The 14,256-nt window shown below is 52.5% G+C and carries 13 protein-coding genes; 8 read left to right on the top strand and 5 right to left on the bottom strand.

Annotated elements, in window-relative coordinates; genetic code table 11:
* The first annotated feature begins 159 nt into the window (after nucleotides 1–159).
* Nucleotides 160–3,279 (top strand): multidrug efflux RND transporter permease AcrD, encoded by a 3,120-nt coding sequence (acrD, locus tag B1H58_RS12785; protein ID WP_085070848.1) that lies wholly within the window; start codon nucleotides 160–162, stop codon nucleotides 3,277–3,279.
* A gap of 131 nt (nucleotides 3,280–3,410) precedes the next feature.
* Here acrD and ypfM read toward each other — a convergent pair whose 3' ends face one another.
* Nucleotides 3,411–3,470 (bottom strand): protein YpfM, encoded by a 60-nt coding sequence (gene ypfM / locus B1H58_RS20635; RefSeq protein ID WP_157130239.1) that lies wholly within the window; start codon nucleotides 3,468–3,470, stop codon nucleotides 3,411–3,413.
* A gap of 387 nt (nucleotides 3,471–3,857) precedes the next feature.
* On the opposite strand from ypfM, the gene B1H58_RS12780 reads away from it, so the two are divergent.
* A complete protein-coding gene (locus B1H58_RS12780; RefSeq protein ID WP_085070846.1) occupies nucleotides 3,858–4,061 on the top strand; it encodes a hypothetical protein in 204 nt (67 codons plus the stop codon).
* Between the two features lie 128 nt (nucleotides 4,062–4,189).
* Here B1H58_RS12780 and B1H58_RS12775 read toward each other — a convergent pair whose 3' ends face one another.
* Nucleotides 4,190–5,203 carry a zinc-dependent alcohol dehydrogenase family protein gene (locus B1H58_RS12775; RefSeq protein WP_085070844.1) on the bottom strand — a complete coding sequence of 338 codons (1,014 nt, stop codon included), beginning with the start codon at nucleotides 5,201–5,203 and terminating at the stop codon, nucleotides 4,190–4,192.
* 441 nt (nucleotides 5,204–5,644) lie between these two features.
* On the opposite strand from B1H58_RS12775, the gene B1H58_RS12770 reads away from it, so the two are divergent.
* Both B1H58_RS12770 and B1H58_RS12765 read left to right on the top strand, forming a co-directional pair.
* Nucleotides 5,645–7,048 carry an aminotransferase-like domain-containing protein gene (locus B1H58_RS12770; protein ID WP_085070842.1) on the top strand — a complete coding sequence of 468 codons (1,404 nt, stop codon included), beginning with the start codon at nucleotides 5,645–5,647 and terminating at the stop codon, nucleotides 7,046–7,048.
* A 124-nt stretch (nucleotides 7,049–7,172) separates the two neighbouring features.
* Complete coding sequence (locus tag B1H58_RS12765; RefSeq protein ID WP_085070840.1) at nucleotides 7,173–7,634, top strand: YlaC family protein; 462 nt, start codon at nucleotides 7,173–7,175, stop codon at nucleotides 7,632–7,634.
* Nucleotides 7,635–7,769: 135 nt separating this feature from the next.
* On the opposite strand, the gene B1H58_RS12760 is transcribed toward B1H58_RS12765, so the two are convergent.
* Complete coding sequence (locus B1H58_RS12760) at nucleotides 7,770–8,222, bottom strand: winged helix-turn-helix transcriptional regulator (RefSeq protein ID WP_085070838.1); 453 nt, start codon at nucleotides 8,220–8,222, stop codon at nucleotides 7,770–7,772.
* A gap of 127 nt (nucleotides 8,223–8,349) precedes the next feature.
* Here B1H58_RS12760 and B1H58_RS12755 point away from each other — a divergent pair, with 127 nt between their 5' ends.
* The 4 genes from B1H58_RS12755 (at nucleotide 8,350) to B1H58_RS12740 (ending at nucleotide 11,460) form a co-directional block, all read left to right on the top strand.
* A complete protein-coding gene (locus B1H58_RS12755) occupies nucleotides 8,350–9,522 on the top strand; it encodes an MFS transporter (RefSeq protein WP_085070836.1) in 1,173 nt (390 codons plus the stop codon).
* A gap of 238 nt (nucleotides 9,523–9,760) precedes the next feature.
* Nucleotides 9,761–10,120, top strand: coding sequence for an ArsC family reductase (locus tag B1H58_RS12750; protein ID WP_085070834.1), 360 nt, complete (start codon nucleotides 9,761–9,763; stop codon nucleotides 10,118–10,120).
* A 1-nt stretch (nucleotide 10,121) separates the two neighbouring features.
* Nucleotides 10,122–11,249, top strand: a complete 1,128-nt coding sequence (gene dapE, locus B1H58_RS12745; RefSeq protein ID WP_085070832.1) for a succinyl-diaminopimelate desuccinylase — start codon at nucleotides 10,122–10,124, stop codon at nucleotides 11,247–11,249.
* Nucleotides 11,250–11,271: 22 nt separating this feature from the next.
* Nucleotides 11,272–11,460, top strand: coding sequence for a YpfN family protein (locus B1H58_RS12740; RefSeq protein WP_085070830.1), 189 nt, complete (start codon nucleotides 11,272–11,274; stop codon nucleotides 11,458–11,460).
* A 42-nt stretch (nucleotides 11,461–11,502) separates the two neighbouring features.
* Here the strand turns inward: B1H58_RS12740 and ypfH are convergent, their stop codons facing one another.
* Nucleotides 11,503–12,198, bottom strand: coding sequence for an esterase (ypfH, locus tag B1H58_RS12735; protein WP_085070828.1), 696 nt, complete (start codon nucleotides 12,196–12,198; stop codon nucleotides 11,503–11,505).
* Between the two features lie 72 nt (nucleotides 12,199–12,270).
* A complete protein-coding gene (locus B1H58_RS12730; RefSeq protein ID WP_085070826.1) occupies nucleotides 12,271–14,256 on the bottom strand; it encodes a tRNA(Met) cytidine acetyltransferase TmcA in 1,986 nt (661 codons plus the stop codon).

Genomic DNA, 14,256 nt, shown 5'->3' with positions numbered 1-14,256 from the left:
TCTTTTCCTCCACGTTTCTCTGTGGGTGGGCGCGTAAAGTGATTTGGCATGCAATCGCACTGAATCGATATACAAAGCGTGCCCCGTTGCTGGTTGCGACGCCAACGCGACCGGCTGCTTTTCCCAATTGATGACATCGTATTGAGGAGTGCCGCTTCAATGGCAAATTTTTTCATTGACCGCCCAATCTTTGCCTGGGTGTTGGCGATAATGATCTGCCTGACCGGCGCGCTGGCAATAAAATCATTGCCGATAGAACAATATCCTGACCTGGCGCCGCCCAACGTGCGTATCACCGCTAACTATCCCGGTGCATCAGCAGAAACGCTGGAAAATACGGTAACGCAGATTATCGAACAAAGCATGACCGGCATCGATAACCTGATGTATATGTCATCGCAAAGTAGCAACACCGGCCAGGCCACCATTACGCTGACCTTTTCCGCCGGTACCGATCCTGACGAAGCGCGCCAGCAGGTGCAAAACCAGCTGCAATCGGCGCTGCGTAAGCTGCCGCAGGATGTCCAGCAGCAGGGCGTGACGGTAAACAAAACCGGCGACAGTAATATCCTGATGCTTGCTTTTGTCTCTACCGACGGCAGCATGGATAAGCAGGATATCGCGGACTATGTAGCGAGTAATATTCAGGATCCGCTCAGCCGTATCAGCGGCGTGGGTCAGGTGGATGCCTACGGCACACAGTATGCGATGCGTATCTGGCTCGATCCGAACAAGCTGATTAACTATGCGTTAACCACCAGCGACGTAATGAGCGCCATTGAATCGCAAAATAGTCAGGTTGCCGTGGGTCAGGTTGGCGGCACCCCTTCGGTGGATAACCAGGCGTTAAACGCCACGGTAAATTCCCAGTCTCTGCTGCAAACGCCAGAGCAATTTAAAGCTATTACGCTACGTACCCATCGTGATGGCTCGGTGGTAACGCTGGGCGATGTTGCCGAGGTGGCGCTGGGGGCAGAAAAATATGATTACCTCAGCCGCTATAACGGTATGCCCGCGTCAGGGCTCGGCATTAAGCTCGCGTCCGGCGCCAATGAGCTGGAAACCGATCGGCTGGTACGGGCGCGAATTGCCGAGCTTTCTCCTTATTTCCCGCATGGCCTGGAAGCAAAAATCGCCTATGAGACCACGCCGTTTGTTACCGCTTCGATTCGTGATGTGGTGAAAACCCTGCTGGAAGCGGTGCTGCTGGTATTTCTGGTAATGTATCTGTTTATGCAGAACTTCCGCGCCACGCTTATTCCCACCATTGCGGTGCCGGTGGTATTGCTGGGCACGTTCTCCGTTCTGTACGCCTGCGGATTTAGTATTAATACGCTCACTATGTTCGCGATGGTGCTGGCGATCGGGCTGTTGGTGGATGATGCGATTGTGGTGGTAGAAAACGTCGAGCGCATCATGAGCGAGGAAGGGTTATCACCACGCGACGCGACGCGTAAATCGATGGGGCAAATTCAGGGCGCGCTGGTGGGTATCACCCTGGTTCTCTCTGCGGTGTTTGTGCCGATGGCATTTTTTGGCGGCACCGTAGGCGCTATTTATCGACAGTTCTCTATTACCGTGGTTTCGGCAATGGTGCTGTCGGTGCTGGTGGCGATGATACTTACGCCTGCGCTTTGCGCCTCGCTGCTGAAGCCGATAGCGGCTGGACATCAACAGCGGCGCGGCTTTTTCGGCTGGTTTAACCGTATGTTTACGCGCAATACCGACCGTTATGAGCGTGGCGTGGCAACGCTGCTGCGCCAGGCAGGACGCTGGCTGCTGCTCTATCTGGCGATTATTGCCGTGATGGCCCTGCTCTTTTTACGTCTGCCCTCCTCTTTCCTGCCGCTGGAAGATCGCGGCATTTTTACCACTCAGGTTCAGCTGCCGCCGGGCTCGACTCAGCAGCAAACGCTAAAGGTGGTGGAAAAAGTCGAAAACTACTATCTGACCCATGAGAAAGAGAATATCGAATCGGTATTTGCCACCGTTGGTTCAGGGCCAGGCGGCAACGGACAGAACGTAGCGCGCCTGTTTGTACGCCTGAAGAACTGGGAAGAGCGCACGGATGCCGATCGCACCTCTTTCGCCATTATTGAAAGAGCGACAAAAGCTTTCCGCAACATTCAGGAAGCGAGAGTCATCGCCAGCAGTCCGCCAGCGATTACCGGGATGGGCAACGCCGCCGGTTTTGATATGGAGCTGCAGGATCACGCCGGTATTGGTCACGCTAAGCTGATGGAGATGCGTGATCAGCTGCTGGCGAAGGCTGACAGCGATCCGCGCCTGGCGCGCGTTCGGCATAACGGCCTCGACGACAGTCCGCAGCTGCGTATCGATATCGATCAGCGCAAAGCGCAGGCGCTGGGCGTCTCCATTGATGATATCAACAGCACGCTGACCACCGGCTGGGGCTCAACCTATGTCAATGATTTCCTTGATCGCGGGCGAGTGAAAAAAGTTTATGTTCAGGCGGCGGCAAAATATCGCATGCTGCCGGATGATATTAATAAATGGTATGTACGCAACAGCGAAGGCGGCATGGTGCCGTTTAGCGCCTTTGCAAAAACCGCCTGGGAAACCGGTTCGCCGCGTCTGGAACGCTATAACGGCTATTCGTCGCTGGAGATTGTGGGTGAAGCCGCGCCTGGCGTCAGTACCGGCACGGCGATGGATGCGATGGAAGAGCTGGTGAGACAACTGCCGCTCGGCGTGGGTTTGCAGTGGACCGGCGCATCGCTACAGGAGCGGCTATCGGGTTCGCAGGCGCCGGCGCTGTATGCGATTTCTCTGCTGGTGGTGTTCCTCTGCCTGGCAGCCCTGTATGAGAGCTGGTCGATTCCGTTTGCCGTAATGCTGGTGGTGCCGCTTGGCGTGGTAGGTGCGCTGGTGGCCACATGGGCACGCGGGCTGGAAAATGATGTCTATTTTCAGGTGGGGCTATTGACGGTGATTGGTCTGTCGGCAAAAAACGCCATTTTGATCGTGGAGTTTGCCAATGACATCAACAGCCGTGGCGGCGATCTGATTGAATCAACGCTGGAAGCGTGTCGTCAGCGTCTGCGGCCGATTCTGATGACCTCGCTGGCATTTGTCTTTGGCGTATTGCCAATGGCGATCAGCAACGGTGCCGGCTCCGGCAGTCAGCATGCGGTAGGCACCGGCGTAATGGGCGGTATGATTTCTGCGACGCTGCTGGCGATATTTTTTGTACCGTTGTTTTTTGTATTAATCAGACGGCGTTTTCCATTAATTACACGCACCGCTGAACAAAAATAAACAGTAATTATGCATTAAACACGCATAAATAATAAAGGCAGCCGGTAAACCGGCTGCCTTCTTTATTTTTATGGAATTTCAGATGCTAAAACGAATAGTGAATTCGTTACGCTTCTCTTTATCAGGCATTATTACTTGCGTAACATCGCGTCAATAAAGTCTTTCCAGTTCCCCAGTTCAGTGTCAATCATATCTACCTCTCTTCTTATTAAAGGCTATATTACGCTCGTTTTTGCAGCAAAGGAATCGATGTTTTCAAAATTACTATGGGAATAGCTCCTAAAAAGGCAGTCACTTTCAAAAAATGAGAGGTGACTCACACTTCAGCAAAATTAATAACGTCCGGCAATAATTAATAATATCGTTCCTGAGGTTCCACCGCTTTCATCAAGGTATGTCTCTGGAGTCGACCACAACACTCATCTTACTGTTATATAGGGTTATTTATTGCAACACGGGAGAAAAAGAGCCTGAAAAAGGCTTGCGGTGGTCAGAGGAGGTTAAAGCGCAACGCCAGAGCGGTTGGCGGACAGGTTTCACTTTCGCGTTGTCATGATCAGGCTTATCGAGGGTAGACGATGTCAGATCGTCCAGAAAGCTGCCTGAACGCGGTGCCTGTCTGCCAGACAAGCCAGTTTTTACCCTGTGAAGCGCATGTTTTATTTTTCAGGCAGGCTAAACTTTGTGGAAATATATTTGTTAACTATCAAGGCTCCGGCAATAATTTATCAGCAGCAGTAAAGCATATTTACATTGCTGTCTTACCTGCAGGCGATGAATAAATATATTCCAGGCTCTATGATTTATCACAATCGGGGAGAATGAAGAGTTCAGCCAGCGCCATCATTTATCATCAGGTTATCACCGGCGTTTCAGGGTGAAGGCGCTGTCACCAGCGCCTTATGGTTTATCACCACTCAATACAAATTTTACCGAAATGAGCACCGCTCTGTTGCCAGGCAAAGGCTTTGCTGAGCTCTTCATATTTGAAGATGCGGTCAATAACCGGCTTCTGCCCCATAACTTCCAGCGCCCTGACAAAATCCGACTGATCCTGACGGCTGGCCACAATCAGACCTTTAAGGTGAACCTGTTTACTCAGCAGAGTAACCACAGGCACTGCAGCTTCATTCCCGGAGAGAATGCCAATTTGTGCAATATGGCCGCCCACCTTCACTGACTTAAGCGATTCATTAAGGGTAGCCGGTCCGCCCACTTCAACCACATGGTCCACACCAAAACCATTGGTCAGTTCCAGCACTTTATCTCCCCAATCGGGCGTGGTTCTGTAGTTAATGGTTTCATCAGCGCCGAGCTGTTTTACCCGGGCAAGCTTCTCATCAGACGATGAGGTGGCAATGACTTTCGCGCCCATTGCTTTAGCAATCTGCAGCGCCGCTATAGATACCCCGCCGGTCCCCTGAACCAGGACGGTTTCTCCGGCCTTAAGATTGCCATCGGTAATCAGCGCTCTCCAGGCAGTCAGGCCAGAAGTGGTGATGGTTGCTGACTCGGCATGGCTCCAGCCTGCCGGAGCACGGGTAAATGCCCCCTGCGCACGGACCACATATTCACAGGCCATGCCATCAATACCGTCACCTGGCGTATGGGCGAAGCCGCCAACTGCCGGCACAGGTTTGCCTGCTGACCAGAGCGGGAAAAATGTTGAGACAACGTGATCGCCAACGTTAAACGTTTCCACGCCCTCTCCCACTTCTTCTACGATCCCCGCGCCGTCAGAAAGCAATATTCTTCCATCCGCTGTCGGCGACTGTCCGCCTGCGACAAGTAAATCGTGGAAATTCAGGGAGCTGGCCTTGATGGCGACCCGAATTTCACCTTTACCCGGTTTCCCCGGATCCGCGATATTCGATACGGTAATATTTTCCAGCCCGCCGGGCGCTTTCAGAGTTAATGCTTTCATTTGATCTCCGGTATCAGGTTTAGCTTTATGCTCACAATAATCATATATGTATTTTATTGATCTTGACGTCTGCCATTAAAGCCGACTTCGTTGGTTGTCTGCCAGACGATCTCACTCAAAGCGCATCTTCTGACAAGCGTCTGGTTGCCTGAAGTTCGCATTCGCTTACTCTTCCCTTACTGTTGTTCTGCTGTTTACAGTTTGATGCAATCAATCTGCTACCGCTCAAATCATCTTTAAAGCGTAAACCCACCTCATAAAAATTGACTTAAAAATTAACTTATTGATAATATTCAGTTTTATATATAAAACAGTTTACCTTCTAAATTCCTTTTCGATTAACCGGATGTTAATGATGCAATCAATGATGCAATCAAGTTTCATATTGATTTTCTTTATGGTATCAATACAGGTGAACTCCCTATCCATATAAGCAGGAAGATGGTTACCTCACTTTTTACTCGCTGGTCATCCCAGCTTCAGCAGCACTCTCAACGTCCGGCTTACCTGCTTATCGCTGATTTTATTGCGGAAGGGATTAACAGTGGCGAATTACCGTCAGGCTGTCGGTTACCGCCGCTACGTGAACTGGCTCCTGTCCTTGGTCTTAACTATACAACCGTGACGCGCGCCTATGCTGAAGCGCGCCGCCGGGGGCTGATAGATTCCCGCCCTGGCTTAGGCAGCTTTATTCGCAGTAAAGCCTCGCCGTCTTCACCGACAGCGGTCAGCATCTATGAAATGACTATGAATGCGCCCGTAGAGCCGGAAGGGCCAGCTATTGAGGAGGCGATACGAAACGGCGCGCTCAATCTTTTTAATAGCAGCGATATGATGAGCCTGATGCGTTATCAGGATTTTGGCGGCACCGCTGAAGACAAAGCAGCCGCGATGCACTGGATAGGCTATCAACTAAAATTAAAAAATGAGGCGGAAATTCTGGTTTGTCCGGGTATACACAGCGTTCTTGTGGGCCTGCTTACGCTTTTTAAGCGTAAAAATGGCGCTGTTTGCGTAAGCAATCTGGTTTATCCGGGAATAAAAGCGATCGCCAGCCAGCTTAACGTTAGGTTAAAAGCGGTAGTCTGTGACGATGAAGGCCCCGATCCTTTCGCTTTTGAAGCTCTGTGTAAAACAGGCGGTATCAGTGCTTTTTACGTTAATCCAACGCTCCATAACCCCACTACGATTACCATTCCTGCCGGACGCAGAATGGCGCTTGCTGAAATCTGTCGCCGTTACAATATTTCAGTGATTGAAGACGATGCTTATGCCGCCCTGACGGAAAATCGTATTCCAGCCTTTGCTGAACTGATGCCGGAATTAACCTGGTACATTACCGGCATGTCTAAATGTTTTGGACCCGGTCTGCGCATCGCCTTTGTCAAAGGCCCCGATAAGCAATCAATACAGTTGCTGTCAGGTGTGCTGCGCGCTTTAACGGTCATGTCGAGTCCGCTGACCAATGCGCTGGCACGTCAGTGGATCAATGACGGCACGGCTGAGCGAATGTTAGCGGCAATACGGGCAGAAGCGAAGGTACGTCAAAAAATGGCGGCGGTTTATCTTGCGGGACTAAACTACCGTGCTGATATAAATGGTTATCATCTGTGGTTGCCACTGCCAAAAATGATCAATTCTCATTCTTCAGACGTGGCCGCTAAATTACGCGAGCAGGGAATGAGCGTTGTCTCTGGCGTTGCCTTTTGTACCGACAATAATCCTCCTGAGGCGCTGCGCTTATGTCTTGGCGGCGCTAAAACCCGTCTGCAATGTGAAGATAATCTTAAAACGCTGGCTGAAATGCTCTCAGATCCACTCCATTTCGCCAGTATGGCCATTTAGTATGAGCATTAAGAGACGTTTAAACGCGAACAGGATATTGCTGTAACCCATTTAATATGGATTTAGATGTTAACGCACTGAAATAATTAATCATTAATACGACGATATTTACAAGGCTTAAGCGATGAACAATGAACTTAACACTCTTTTGCAGGAAGAGTTAGACAAAATCAACCGGGAAGAAAACCGAAACGATCGGCCCTACTTTGACGTTTCCTTTATCAAACTCTATCCGGGCCTTTACGGGTTAATGTGTTTTCTGTTCGTGTTAACCATGAGCCTGTTACTCTATTCTGATTCATTTGGAAATATCGAATATAGCGTCTGCTGTATCATCTTTATTATTTGTAATTTCTTTTTCTTTTTTCATATTAACCCCTCCTACAGAGTGGCAGATATTGACAAAGGAGCCTGGAAGAATTGCTATACGGGCGACTGGTATATAGAAGTCCATGTACGGGAAGCCTTTATTAAAACACTTCTCGACGGTAATGTGTTGACTGAATCGGAGAAACAACGCCTTACAAAGCAGTATGATAAGAAAGGCTATTTATATTTTTCAGATATCTACCGCCTGAGAAACTAAAGCCGTCCTGTTCCGTAGCCGGTGAATAATATAGTAAAGGCCTTTTACCAGCAGAGGCCTTTTTATTTATCTGCGGCAATAATCTGTTCATTACACAGCAGCGTAAAATAAAAGTCAGCTACCTGATCAATACCTTTATTGCTTAATGATCCGCTGGCGATGACACTGCTCTGGCCTCAGTTTATCTCCGCAGGCTGAACGCACCTCCAGTGGCAGAATGGCCTGATTATGCTCATTGTCGAGCAGTACCGAATGCATTTCACCTTTCCCGAACAGGTATTGCTCTCCCCACTGCCGCATCGCTATCACTATCGGAAATACAGAACGACCTTTTTCAGTCAGGACATATTCTTTATAGGCGCTGCCGTCTGAGGCAGGAGAGACGGTAAAAATGCCTGTTTCAACCAGCTTTTTAAGTCTTGCAGCCAGAATATTTCTGGCAAGCCCCAGATTTTTTTGAAATTCACCAAACCTTCGCACATCGTCAAAAGCTTCCCGGATTATCATCAGGCACCAGCGCTCACCGATCGCCTCTAATGTCCTGGCGACAGGGCATTCCCCGTTACTTAATGATTCCTGTTTAGCCATCTCAGCTCTTCTTTTCTCTGTGTTCTCATATGTGCTCAGCTTAATTGCAAACAAAGGTAGTTGCAAAAAAAAACCTCAGCTGATAAACCAGACGTCAAAGTGGTTTCAAAAAGAAACCACATTCACAATGGAAAGAATGATGGCTATAAAACCGATATTAACGCCGTGGCTGACTTTTCTCTTTTCTGTGGCCTGCGCTTGCTCTGTTGCAAACGTTTATTTTGCTCAGCCACTTCTTGAGTCGATGGCTGACAGCCTCAATGTGCAGCCCGGTTTAATCGGCATGGTGGTTACCGTTACTCAGACGGGATATGCAGTGGGATTATTCTTTTTGGTACCACTTGGCGATCTGCTTAATCGAAAAAAGCTCATTATTGCTCAGGCTCTGCTTTCAGCTCTGGCCCTGATCATTGCTGGCTTTTCCTGGCACTGGGCCTCGCTTCTGGCCGCAATGTTTTTTGTTGGTCTGATGGCCGTCGTGGTTCAGGTCATCGTGGCCTATACGGCTCTGCTTGCTGCGCCACAGCGGCGGGGTAAAGCCGTTGGCACCGTAACCAGTGGGGTGGTTCTGGGGATCCTGCTGGCGCGTTTTATTGCCGGGCTTATTGCTGATTTTTCCGGATGGCGGGCCGTCTACCTTAGTTCAGCATGTCTGATGCTGATCATGGCCGCCGTGCTTGGTAAAGCGATTCCTGCTACCCCGCTTGCGCCACTAAAAGCATCTTATCGGACGCTCATGCTGTCGCTAATCAGGCTGTTTATCGCTGACGCCACGCTGAGAGTCAGAAGCGTTTTTGCCCTGCTTATTTTTACTGCCTTCAGCATGTTCTGGACATCAATGGTATTGCCGCTAAGTGAGCGTTCGCTTTCTCATACCCAAATTGGGCTCTTTGGGCTGGCTGGCATCGCTGGTGCCCTGGCTGCCTCTAAAGCCGGGCTGTGGGCTGACCAGGGCATGGGGCATCGCACCACTGGCATAGCGCTGGCACTGTTAACGTTTTCCTGGCTGCCCATCGCTTTTGCCGAAACTTCCCTGTTACTGCTGGCGTTGGGGGTTATCCTGCTGGACTTCGCTGTCCAGGCGGTTCACGTAACTAACCAGAGCCTGATATTTGCCGCCAGGCCTGATGCACAAAGCCGCGTTGTCGGTGCCTATATGTGTTTTTATTCTCTGGGCAGCGCGTCAGGGGCGATCATCGCTACGCAACTTTATGCCCACTGGGGCTGGCATGCAGTATGTCTGGCCGGTGCAGCCGTCAGTGCTATGGCTTTGATATTATGGCGATGGTTACAAAAATAGCGGGACGCTCTGAGCCGCTTCGGGCTTCACGGGTAGGGTGCCCGGTCCGGTATGAAAAAGCGTGATAAGTGCGTAACGGCTGAATGATCCTGACTTTATCGTTACAATCATGTTTATGACAAAAACCTGTAGCTGACCAGATAAAGCAATTTTGTTTTTGGCGGTCCGGTTGTCGTTACTGCTTTGAGACCTGCTACCTATTCTGCAATACAGACAGCATTTAAGAGCACCGAAAATTATGTTCAAGATTTACGGCATCAAAAACTGCGACACCATTAAAAAAGCGCGTCGCTTTCTCGACAGCCAGCCCGTTGATTATCATTACCATGACTATCGGGCGGATGGATTAAACAGCGACCTGTTACAAGGTTTTATCGATACGCTCGGCTGGCAGGCGCTGTTAAATACGCGCGGCACCACCTGGCGCAAACTTTCTGCAGAGGAAAAAGCAGCGATCGATAACGCGGAAGCGGCAAAAGCGTTAATGCTGGATCAGCCGGCGCTGATCAAACGTCCATTGCTCACTGCGGCAGACGGATCTATGCTGCTGGGTTTTAATGAAAACGACTACCAGCAGTTTATTCAGGAGAAGTCATAGTATGTTTTGTCCGGTTATTGAGCTGGCGCAGCAGCTTATTCGTCGCCCTTCGCTGAGTCCTGATGATGCCGGATGCCAGGCGCTAATGATTGAGCGTCTGCAGGCCATTGGCTTCACCGTTGAACCCATCAATATTGCCGATACGCAGAATTTCTGGGCCTGGCGCGGTCAGGGCGAAACGCTGGCTTTTGCCGGTCATACTGATGTGGTGCCGCCCGGTGATACCAGCCGTTGGATCAATCCGCCGTTTGAGCCCACTATTCGCGACGGCATGCTGTTTGGTCGCGGCGCTGCCGATATGAAAGGCTCGCTGGCGGCCATGGTGGTGGCTGCGGAGCGTTTTGTCGCCGCCCACCCTCATCATCGCGGGCGTCTGGCGTTTCTGATCACCTCCGATGAGGAAGCCAACGCTACCCACGGGACGGTAAAGGTGGTTGAACACCTGATGGCGCGTAATGAGCGCCTGGATTACTGTCTGGTTGGCGAGCCCTCCAGTACGGTCCAGGTGGGCGACGTGGTGAAAAACGGCCGTCGCGGCTCGATAACCGCTAACCTGACCATTCATGGCGTACAGGGACACGTTGCCTATCCCCATCTGGCGGATAATCCGGTACATCGCGCCCTGCCCGCGCTGAATGAACTTGTCGCCACCGAATGGGATCGGGGCAACGAATTTTTCCCGCCAACCAGTATGCAGATTGCCAACGTCCAGGCCGGAACCGGCAGCAATAACGTGATCCCCGGCGAGCTGTTTGTGCAATTTAACTTCCGCTTCAGCACCGAACTGACCGATGCAGATATTCGCCAGCGCGTTGCCGACCTGCTGGATCGCCATCAGTTGCGCTATTCCCTTGAATGGAAACTCTCCGGACAACCGTTCCTGACCACTCGCGGCCAGCTGGTGGATGCGGTAATCAATGCAGTTGAACACTATACTGAAACCAGGCCTGAGCTACAGACTACCGGCGGTACGTCCGATGGGCGTTTTATTGCCCGCATGGGCGCTCAGGTAGTGGAGCTGGGGCCGGTTAACGCCACCATTCATAAAATCAATGAGTGCGTGAAGGCATCCGATTTGCAGCTGCTGAGCCGTATGTATCAACGCATCATGGAGCAGCTGATCGCATAAGCGTTCTTCAGGAGGAAACATCATGGAATGGGTAAAAGATTACTGGTGGATCATTGTGATCCTGTTGCTGGTTGGCGTCATGGTCAACGTTTATAAAGATCTGAAGCGCATCGATCACAAAAAATTTATGGCGAATAAGCCCGATCTACCGCCACATCGTGATTTTAACGATAAGTGGGATGATGAAGACGACTGGCCGAAAAAGAAATAGTCCGGGGGCAGCAGCGAGCGCTGCCCTTTTGCTGTTGCATGATTAAATAAAAGTTACCACATCATCGCCAGGCTTACCGCTGCTGAGCGCCTCTTCAAAATAGCGGCGCGGCACGGTATAACGCAGATGATCCAGCGCCAGGTTCATGCTGCGCTGATCGATAGCGTGCGGTAAATCCTCCACGATATCCAGCGTCACATCCCCGCCCAGCGAGATCAGACGCTCCGCCGCCTGCTGCGCCAGTTCAGCCTGATAAACCTCATCATTTTCGCCATGAATCAAATGAATGGTGGTTTTGACGCTGGCCTGTTCCGGCAGGCTGGCATAACGACCGCTAAAGGCCACGATCCTGCCCGCCAGCGCTGGCTGCGCCTTGCTGCTCTCCAGCACCATCACACTGCCCTGCGAAAAACCGATCAGCGCCGTCGCCTCAGGCTGTACGCCGCTAAGCTGCTGCCACTCTTGCACCGACTGCAAAAACTGGGGCATGGCCTCATCGACCTGTTGCTGCAGGCTGACATCCTGCAACGCGCTTTCACTGTACCACTGACGGCCTGGCGCGGGACCACCTGCTTCCGGCCCGCCAATACTCACCACCAGCGCCTGCGGAAAGACTTCTGCAAACCAACTGCCAATCTGTCCCATTGAGACCGGGTTATCACCGGCGGCATGATAGAGCAAAAACAGCTGCGTTGGGGGAGCGGACGGACTTTGCACAACAAAATGGTTAAGTTTCATAACATCCTCCTCGCTATTAACTATAAGACGTTTACAGCGAAAGCAGGTCTGGAAAGGAAAATAAGCCTGGATTTATCTCAATGTTGAAAGCGTGCGTTGGGCATTTTCACAGCGCTCATCATTCAGCTGCCGCATCAGCTGTTGAGCTTCAACGCGCCATCTGCCCAGCAGCGCCTTGCGTCCGCTCAGGCCCAGATCGCGGCAGATGTCGCCCAGCGGCCTGCGCTGGATAATAGCGTGCCAGAGCGCCAGCTCGCTGCTTTCGCCAGCCAGCAGCAGACGCCCCAGCGCCGGCAGGCTAACCTCGAAAGGCCGATGGGCAAAAGCAAAACCGGCCAGCGCCAGCCAGTCCGCCTCATTCAGCGACGGCTGAGTATCGATTGCCAGCGGAATCGGCTCATCAATTAACGGCTGCAGCCAGAAAAGATCGCGCGCCAGCTGCTGCTCCGCCTGCTGGCTCAGCAGCTCCCCAGCCTCGCTCAACGGCAGAATAGCCATTGCGCTATAGCAGCCGCTGCTCGCCTCTCGCTGCGTAGCGATACGCGCCAGAGTAAAACCGCAGCGCTGCCAAAAGCGCCACAGTTCCTCAGTAAAACCAAAGCTCACTGAAAGATAGTCCAGCCCCTGCGCCTGCTGGCGGGCAAACTCAACCATTCGGCTGCCCACCTGCTGCCGTCGCAGGCCCGGCGCAACGGCAATGCGGCTGATGCGCTGCGATCGCAGCTGTGCGGCCTGCGGAAAACCGGCATGAGCGGCCAGAGACTGCGCGACCAGGTTGCCACGCGGACGCCGCAGCCCGGCCCATACCTGCCAGGCCAGCTCAGCGGTAAGCCCTCCTTCCGCCACCAGCCATACCGCTCCGCAGACCTCTCCGCAAGCGCTTTCCGCAGCAATAAATTGTTGCCCTGGCGCATCCATCAGGCGGCGTAAATCAAGCGGCGTGGTGCGATAATGCGCGCTGGTTAACAGCCGATAGAGCGCCAGCAGACGCGGCCCATCCTGCTGTCCGCACCCGGCGATCGTTAATTCCTTACCTGTCGCGCTGTATGTTGTGCCTTGCGCCTCATCCAGCAGCAGCGCAGCATTGATCAGGCTTTCCAGCGGATCGCCCTGACGCCAGCGTAGCGGCTCATCCAGCTGATAAAAACGCGCCTGCGGCAATGCGGCACAGAATTTCAGCAAAAAGCCGCGCCCGGTGCCTTCATAGCCCTGTACGGTGGTGGTTAATAATACGCGCGGGAAGCGCGTTATCAGACGCTGCAGCAGCGGTGCCGGAATAGCCGCCGCCTCGTCAATAATCAGCCAGTCAGCCTGCTGCGGCTCCGCGCTGGCCAGCAGCGCATCGGGTGCGATAAAGGCAAAGCGTTCACCGGCAAAACGGGCCAGCACCTCTGTCGAGACTTTCGCCGGCGCGGTAACCAGACAACGTCCCGGCCAACGCTGCATCAGCATGCCAGCCAGCGCCGACTTCCCGCGTCCACGGGCGGCGGTCAGCACAGAGATGCCGGGCGGCGCCTGCAAAAAGTGGCTGAGCAGCCGCTGCTGCTGCTGTAACCCGGCGGGCTGCCACGAAGATAGCGATAAAGAGGTTGGCATGCGGCAGGGCTGATGCTGCTGATGCAGCAACACCTGTTGATCCGCATAAAGCTGACACTGTAAATGAGAGATAAAATGGGGCGTGCCAATGGGCATGTCGCTTTCGCTCCAGCGTAGCGAGTCGCTGTCAGGATGCCGGGACCACGTCTTCCAGGGCGGCGTCAGCAGCAGCAGCCAGCTTCCGGCACTAAGCGTGCCAGCCAGCGCAGCAAAGGCTTCACTGTGAAATCCCTGACGGGCATCAAAGATAGCATGGCGGAATTCTTGCCCTAACAGATTGCGCAGCGCTGAAGGCGCAACGCTGTTGGGCAACTGCGGATCGTCACTAAGACAAAGCCAGTCTCCCGCCAGCGCCTGTTGCCATTGCTGCGCCTGCTCGTCACACCAGTCAGGATCGCCAGCAAGCACCGCCAGCCGCCGAATGCCGGTACGCTGCATCTCAGCGGTAACGGATAACAGCAT

The sequence above is a fragment of the Pantoea alhagi genome (assembly GCF_002101395.1).
In the GTDB taxonomy this organism is placed as follows: Bacteria; Pseudomonadota; Gammaproteobacteria; order Enterobacterales; family Enterobacteriaceae; genus Mixta; species Mixta alhagi.
The sequence above is the reverse complement of the archived record's forward strand: the minus strand, read 5'-3'. Positions and strand labels throughout refer to the sequence as shown.

What these genes read in the sequence shown, in the direction of transcription:
- B1H58_RS12780 (WP_085070846.1), top strand. Translation starts at nt 3,858, where the DNA reads ATGTCAGATCGTCCAGAAAGCTGCCTGAACGCGGTGCCTGTCTGCCAG.
- B1H58_RS12750 (WP_085070834.1), top strand. Translation starts at nt 9,761, where the DNA reads ATGTTCAAGATTTACGGCATCAAAAACTGCGACACCATTAAAAAAGCG.
- B1H58_RS12730 (WP_085070826.1), bottom strand. Translation starts at nt 14,256, where the DNA reads ATGCTGTTATCCGTTACCGCTGAGATGCAGCGTACCGGCATTCGGCGG.
- B1H58_RS12740 (WP_085070830.1), top strand. Translation starts at nt 11,272, where the DNA reads ATGGAATGGGTAAAAGATTACTGGTGGATCATTGTGATCCTGTTGCTG.
- B1H58_RS12765 (WP_085070840.1), top strand. Translation starts at nt 7,173, where the DNA reads ATGAACAATGAACTTAACACTCTTTTGCAGGAAGAGTTAGACAAAATC.
- ypfH (WP_085070828.1), bottom strand. Translation starts at nt 12,198, where the DNA reads ATGAAACTTAACCATTTTGTTGTGCAAAGTCCGTCCGCTCCCCCAACG.
- B1H58_RS12755 (WP_085070836.1), top strand. Translation starts at nt 8,350, where the DNA reads ATGGAAAGAATGATGGCTATAAAACCGATATTAACGCCGTGGCTGACT.
- acrD (WP_085070848.1), top strand. Translation starts at nt 160, where the DNA reads ATGGCAAATTTTTTCATTGACCGCCCAATCTTTGCCTGGGTGTTGGCG.
- B1H58_RS12760 (WP_085070838.1), bottom strand. Translation starts at nt 8,222, where the DNA reads ATGGCTAAACAGGAATCATTAAGTAACGGGGAATGCCCTGTCGCCAGG.
- dapE (WP_085070832.1), top strand. Translation starts at nt 10,122, where the DNA reads ATGTTTTGTCCGGTTATTGAGCTGGCGCAGCAGCTTATTCGTCGCCCT.
- B1H58_RS12775 (WP_085070844.1), bottom strand. Translation starts at nt 5,203, where the DNA reads ATGAAAGCATTAACTCTGAAAGCGCCCGGCGGGCTGGAAAATATTACC.
- B1H58_RS12770 (WP_085070842.1), top strand. Translation starts at nt 5,645, where the DNA reads ATGGTTACCTCACTTTTTACTCGCTGGTCATCCCAGCTTCAGCAGCAC.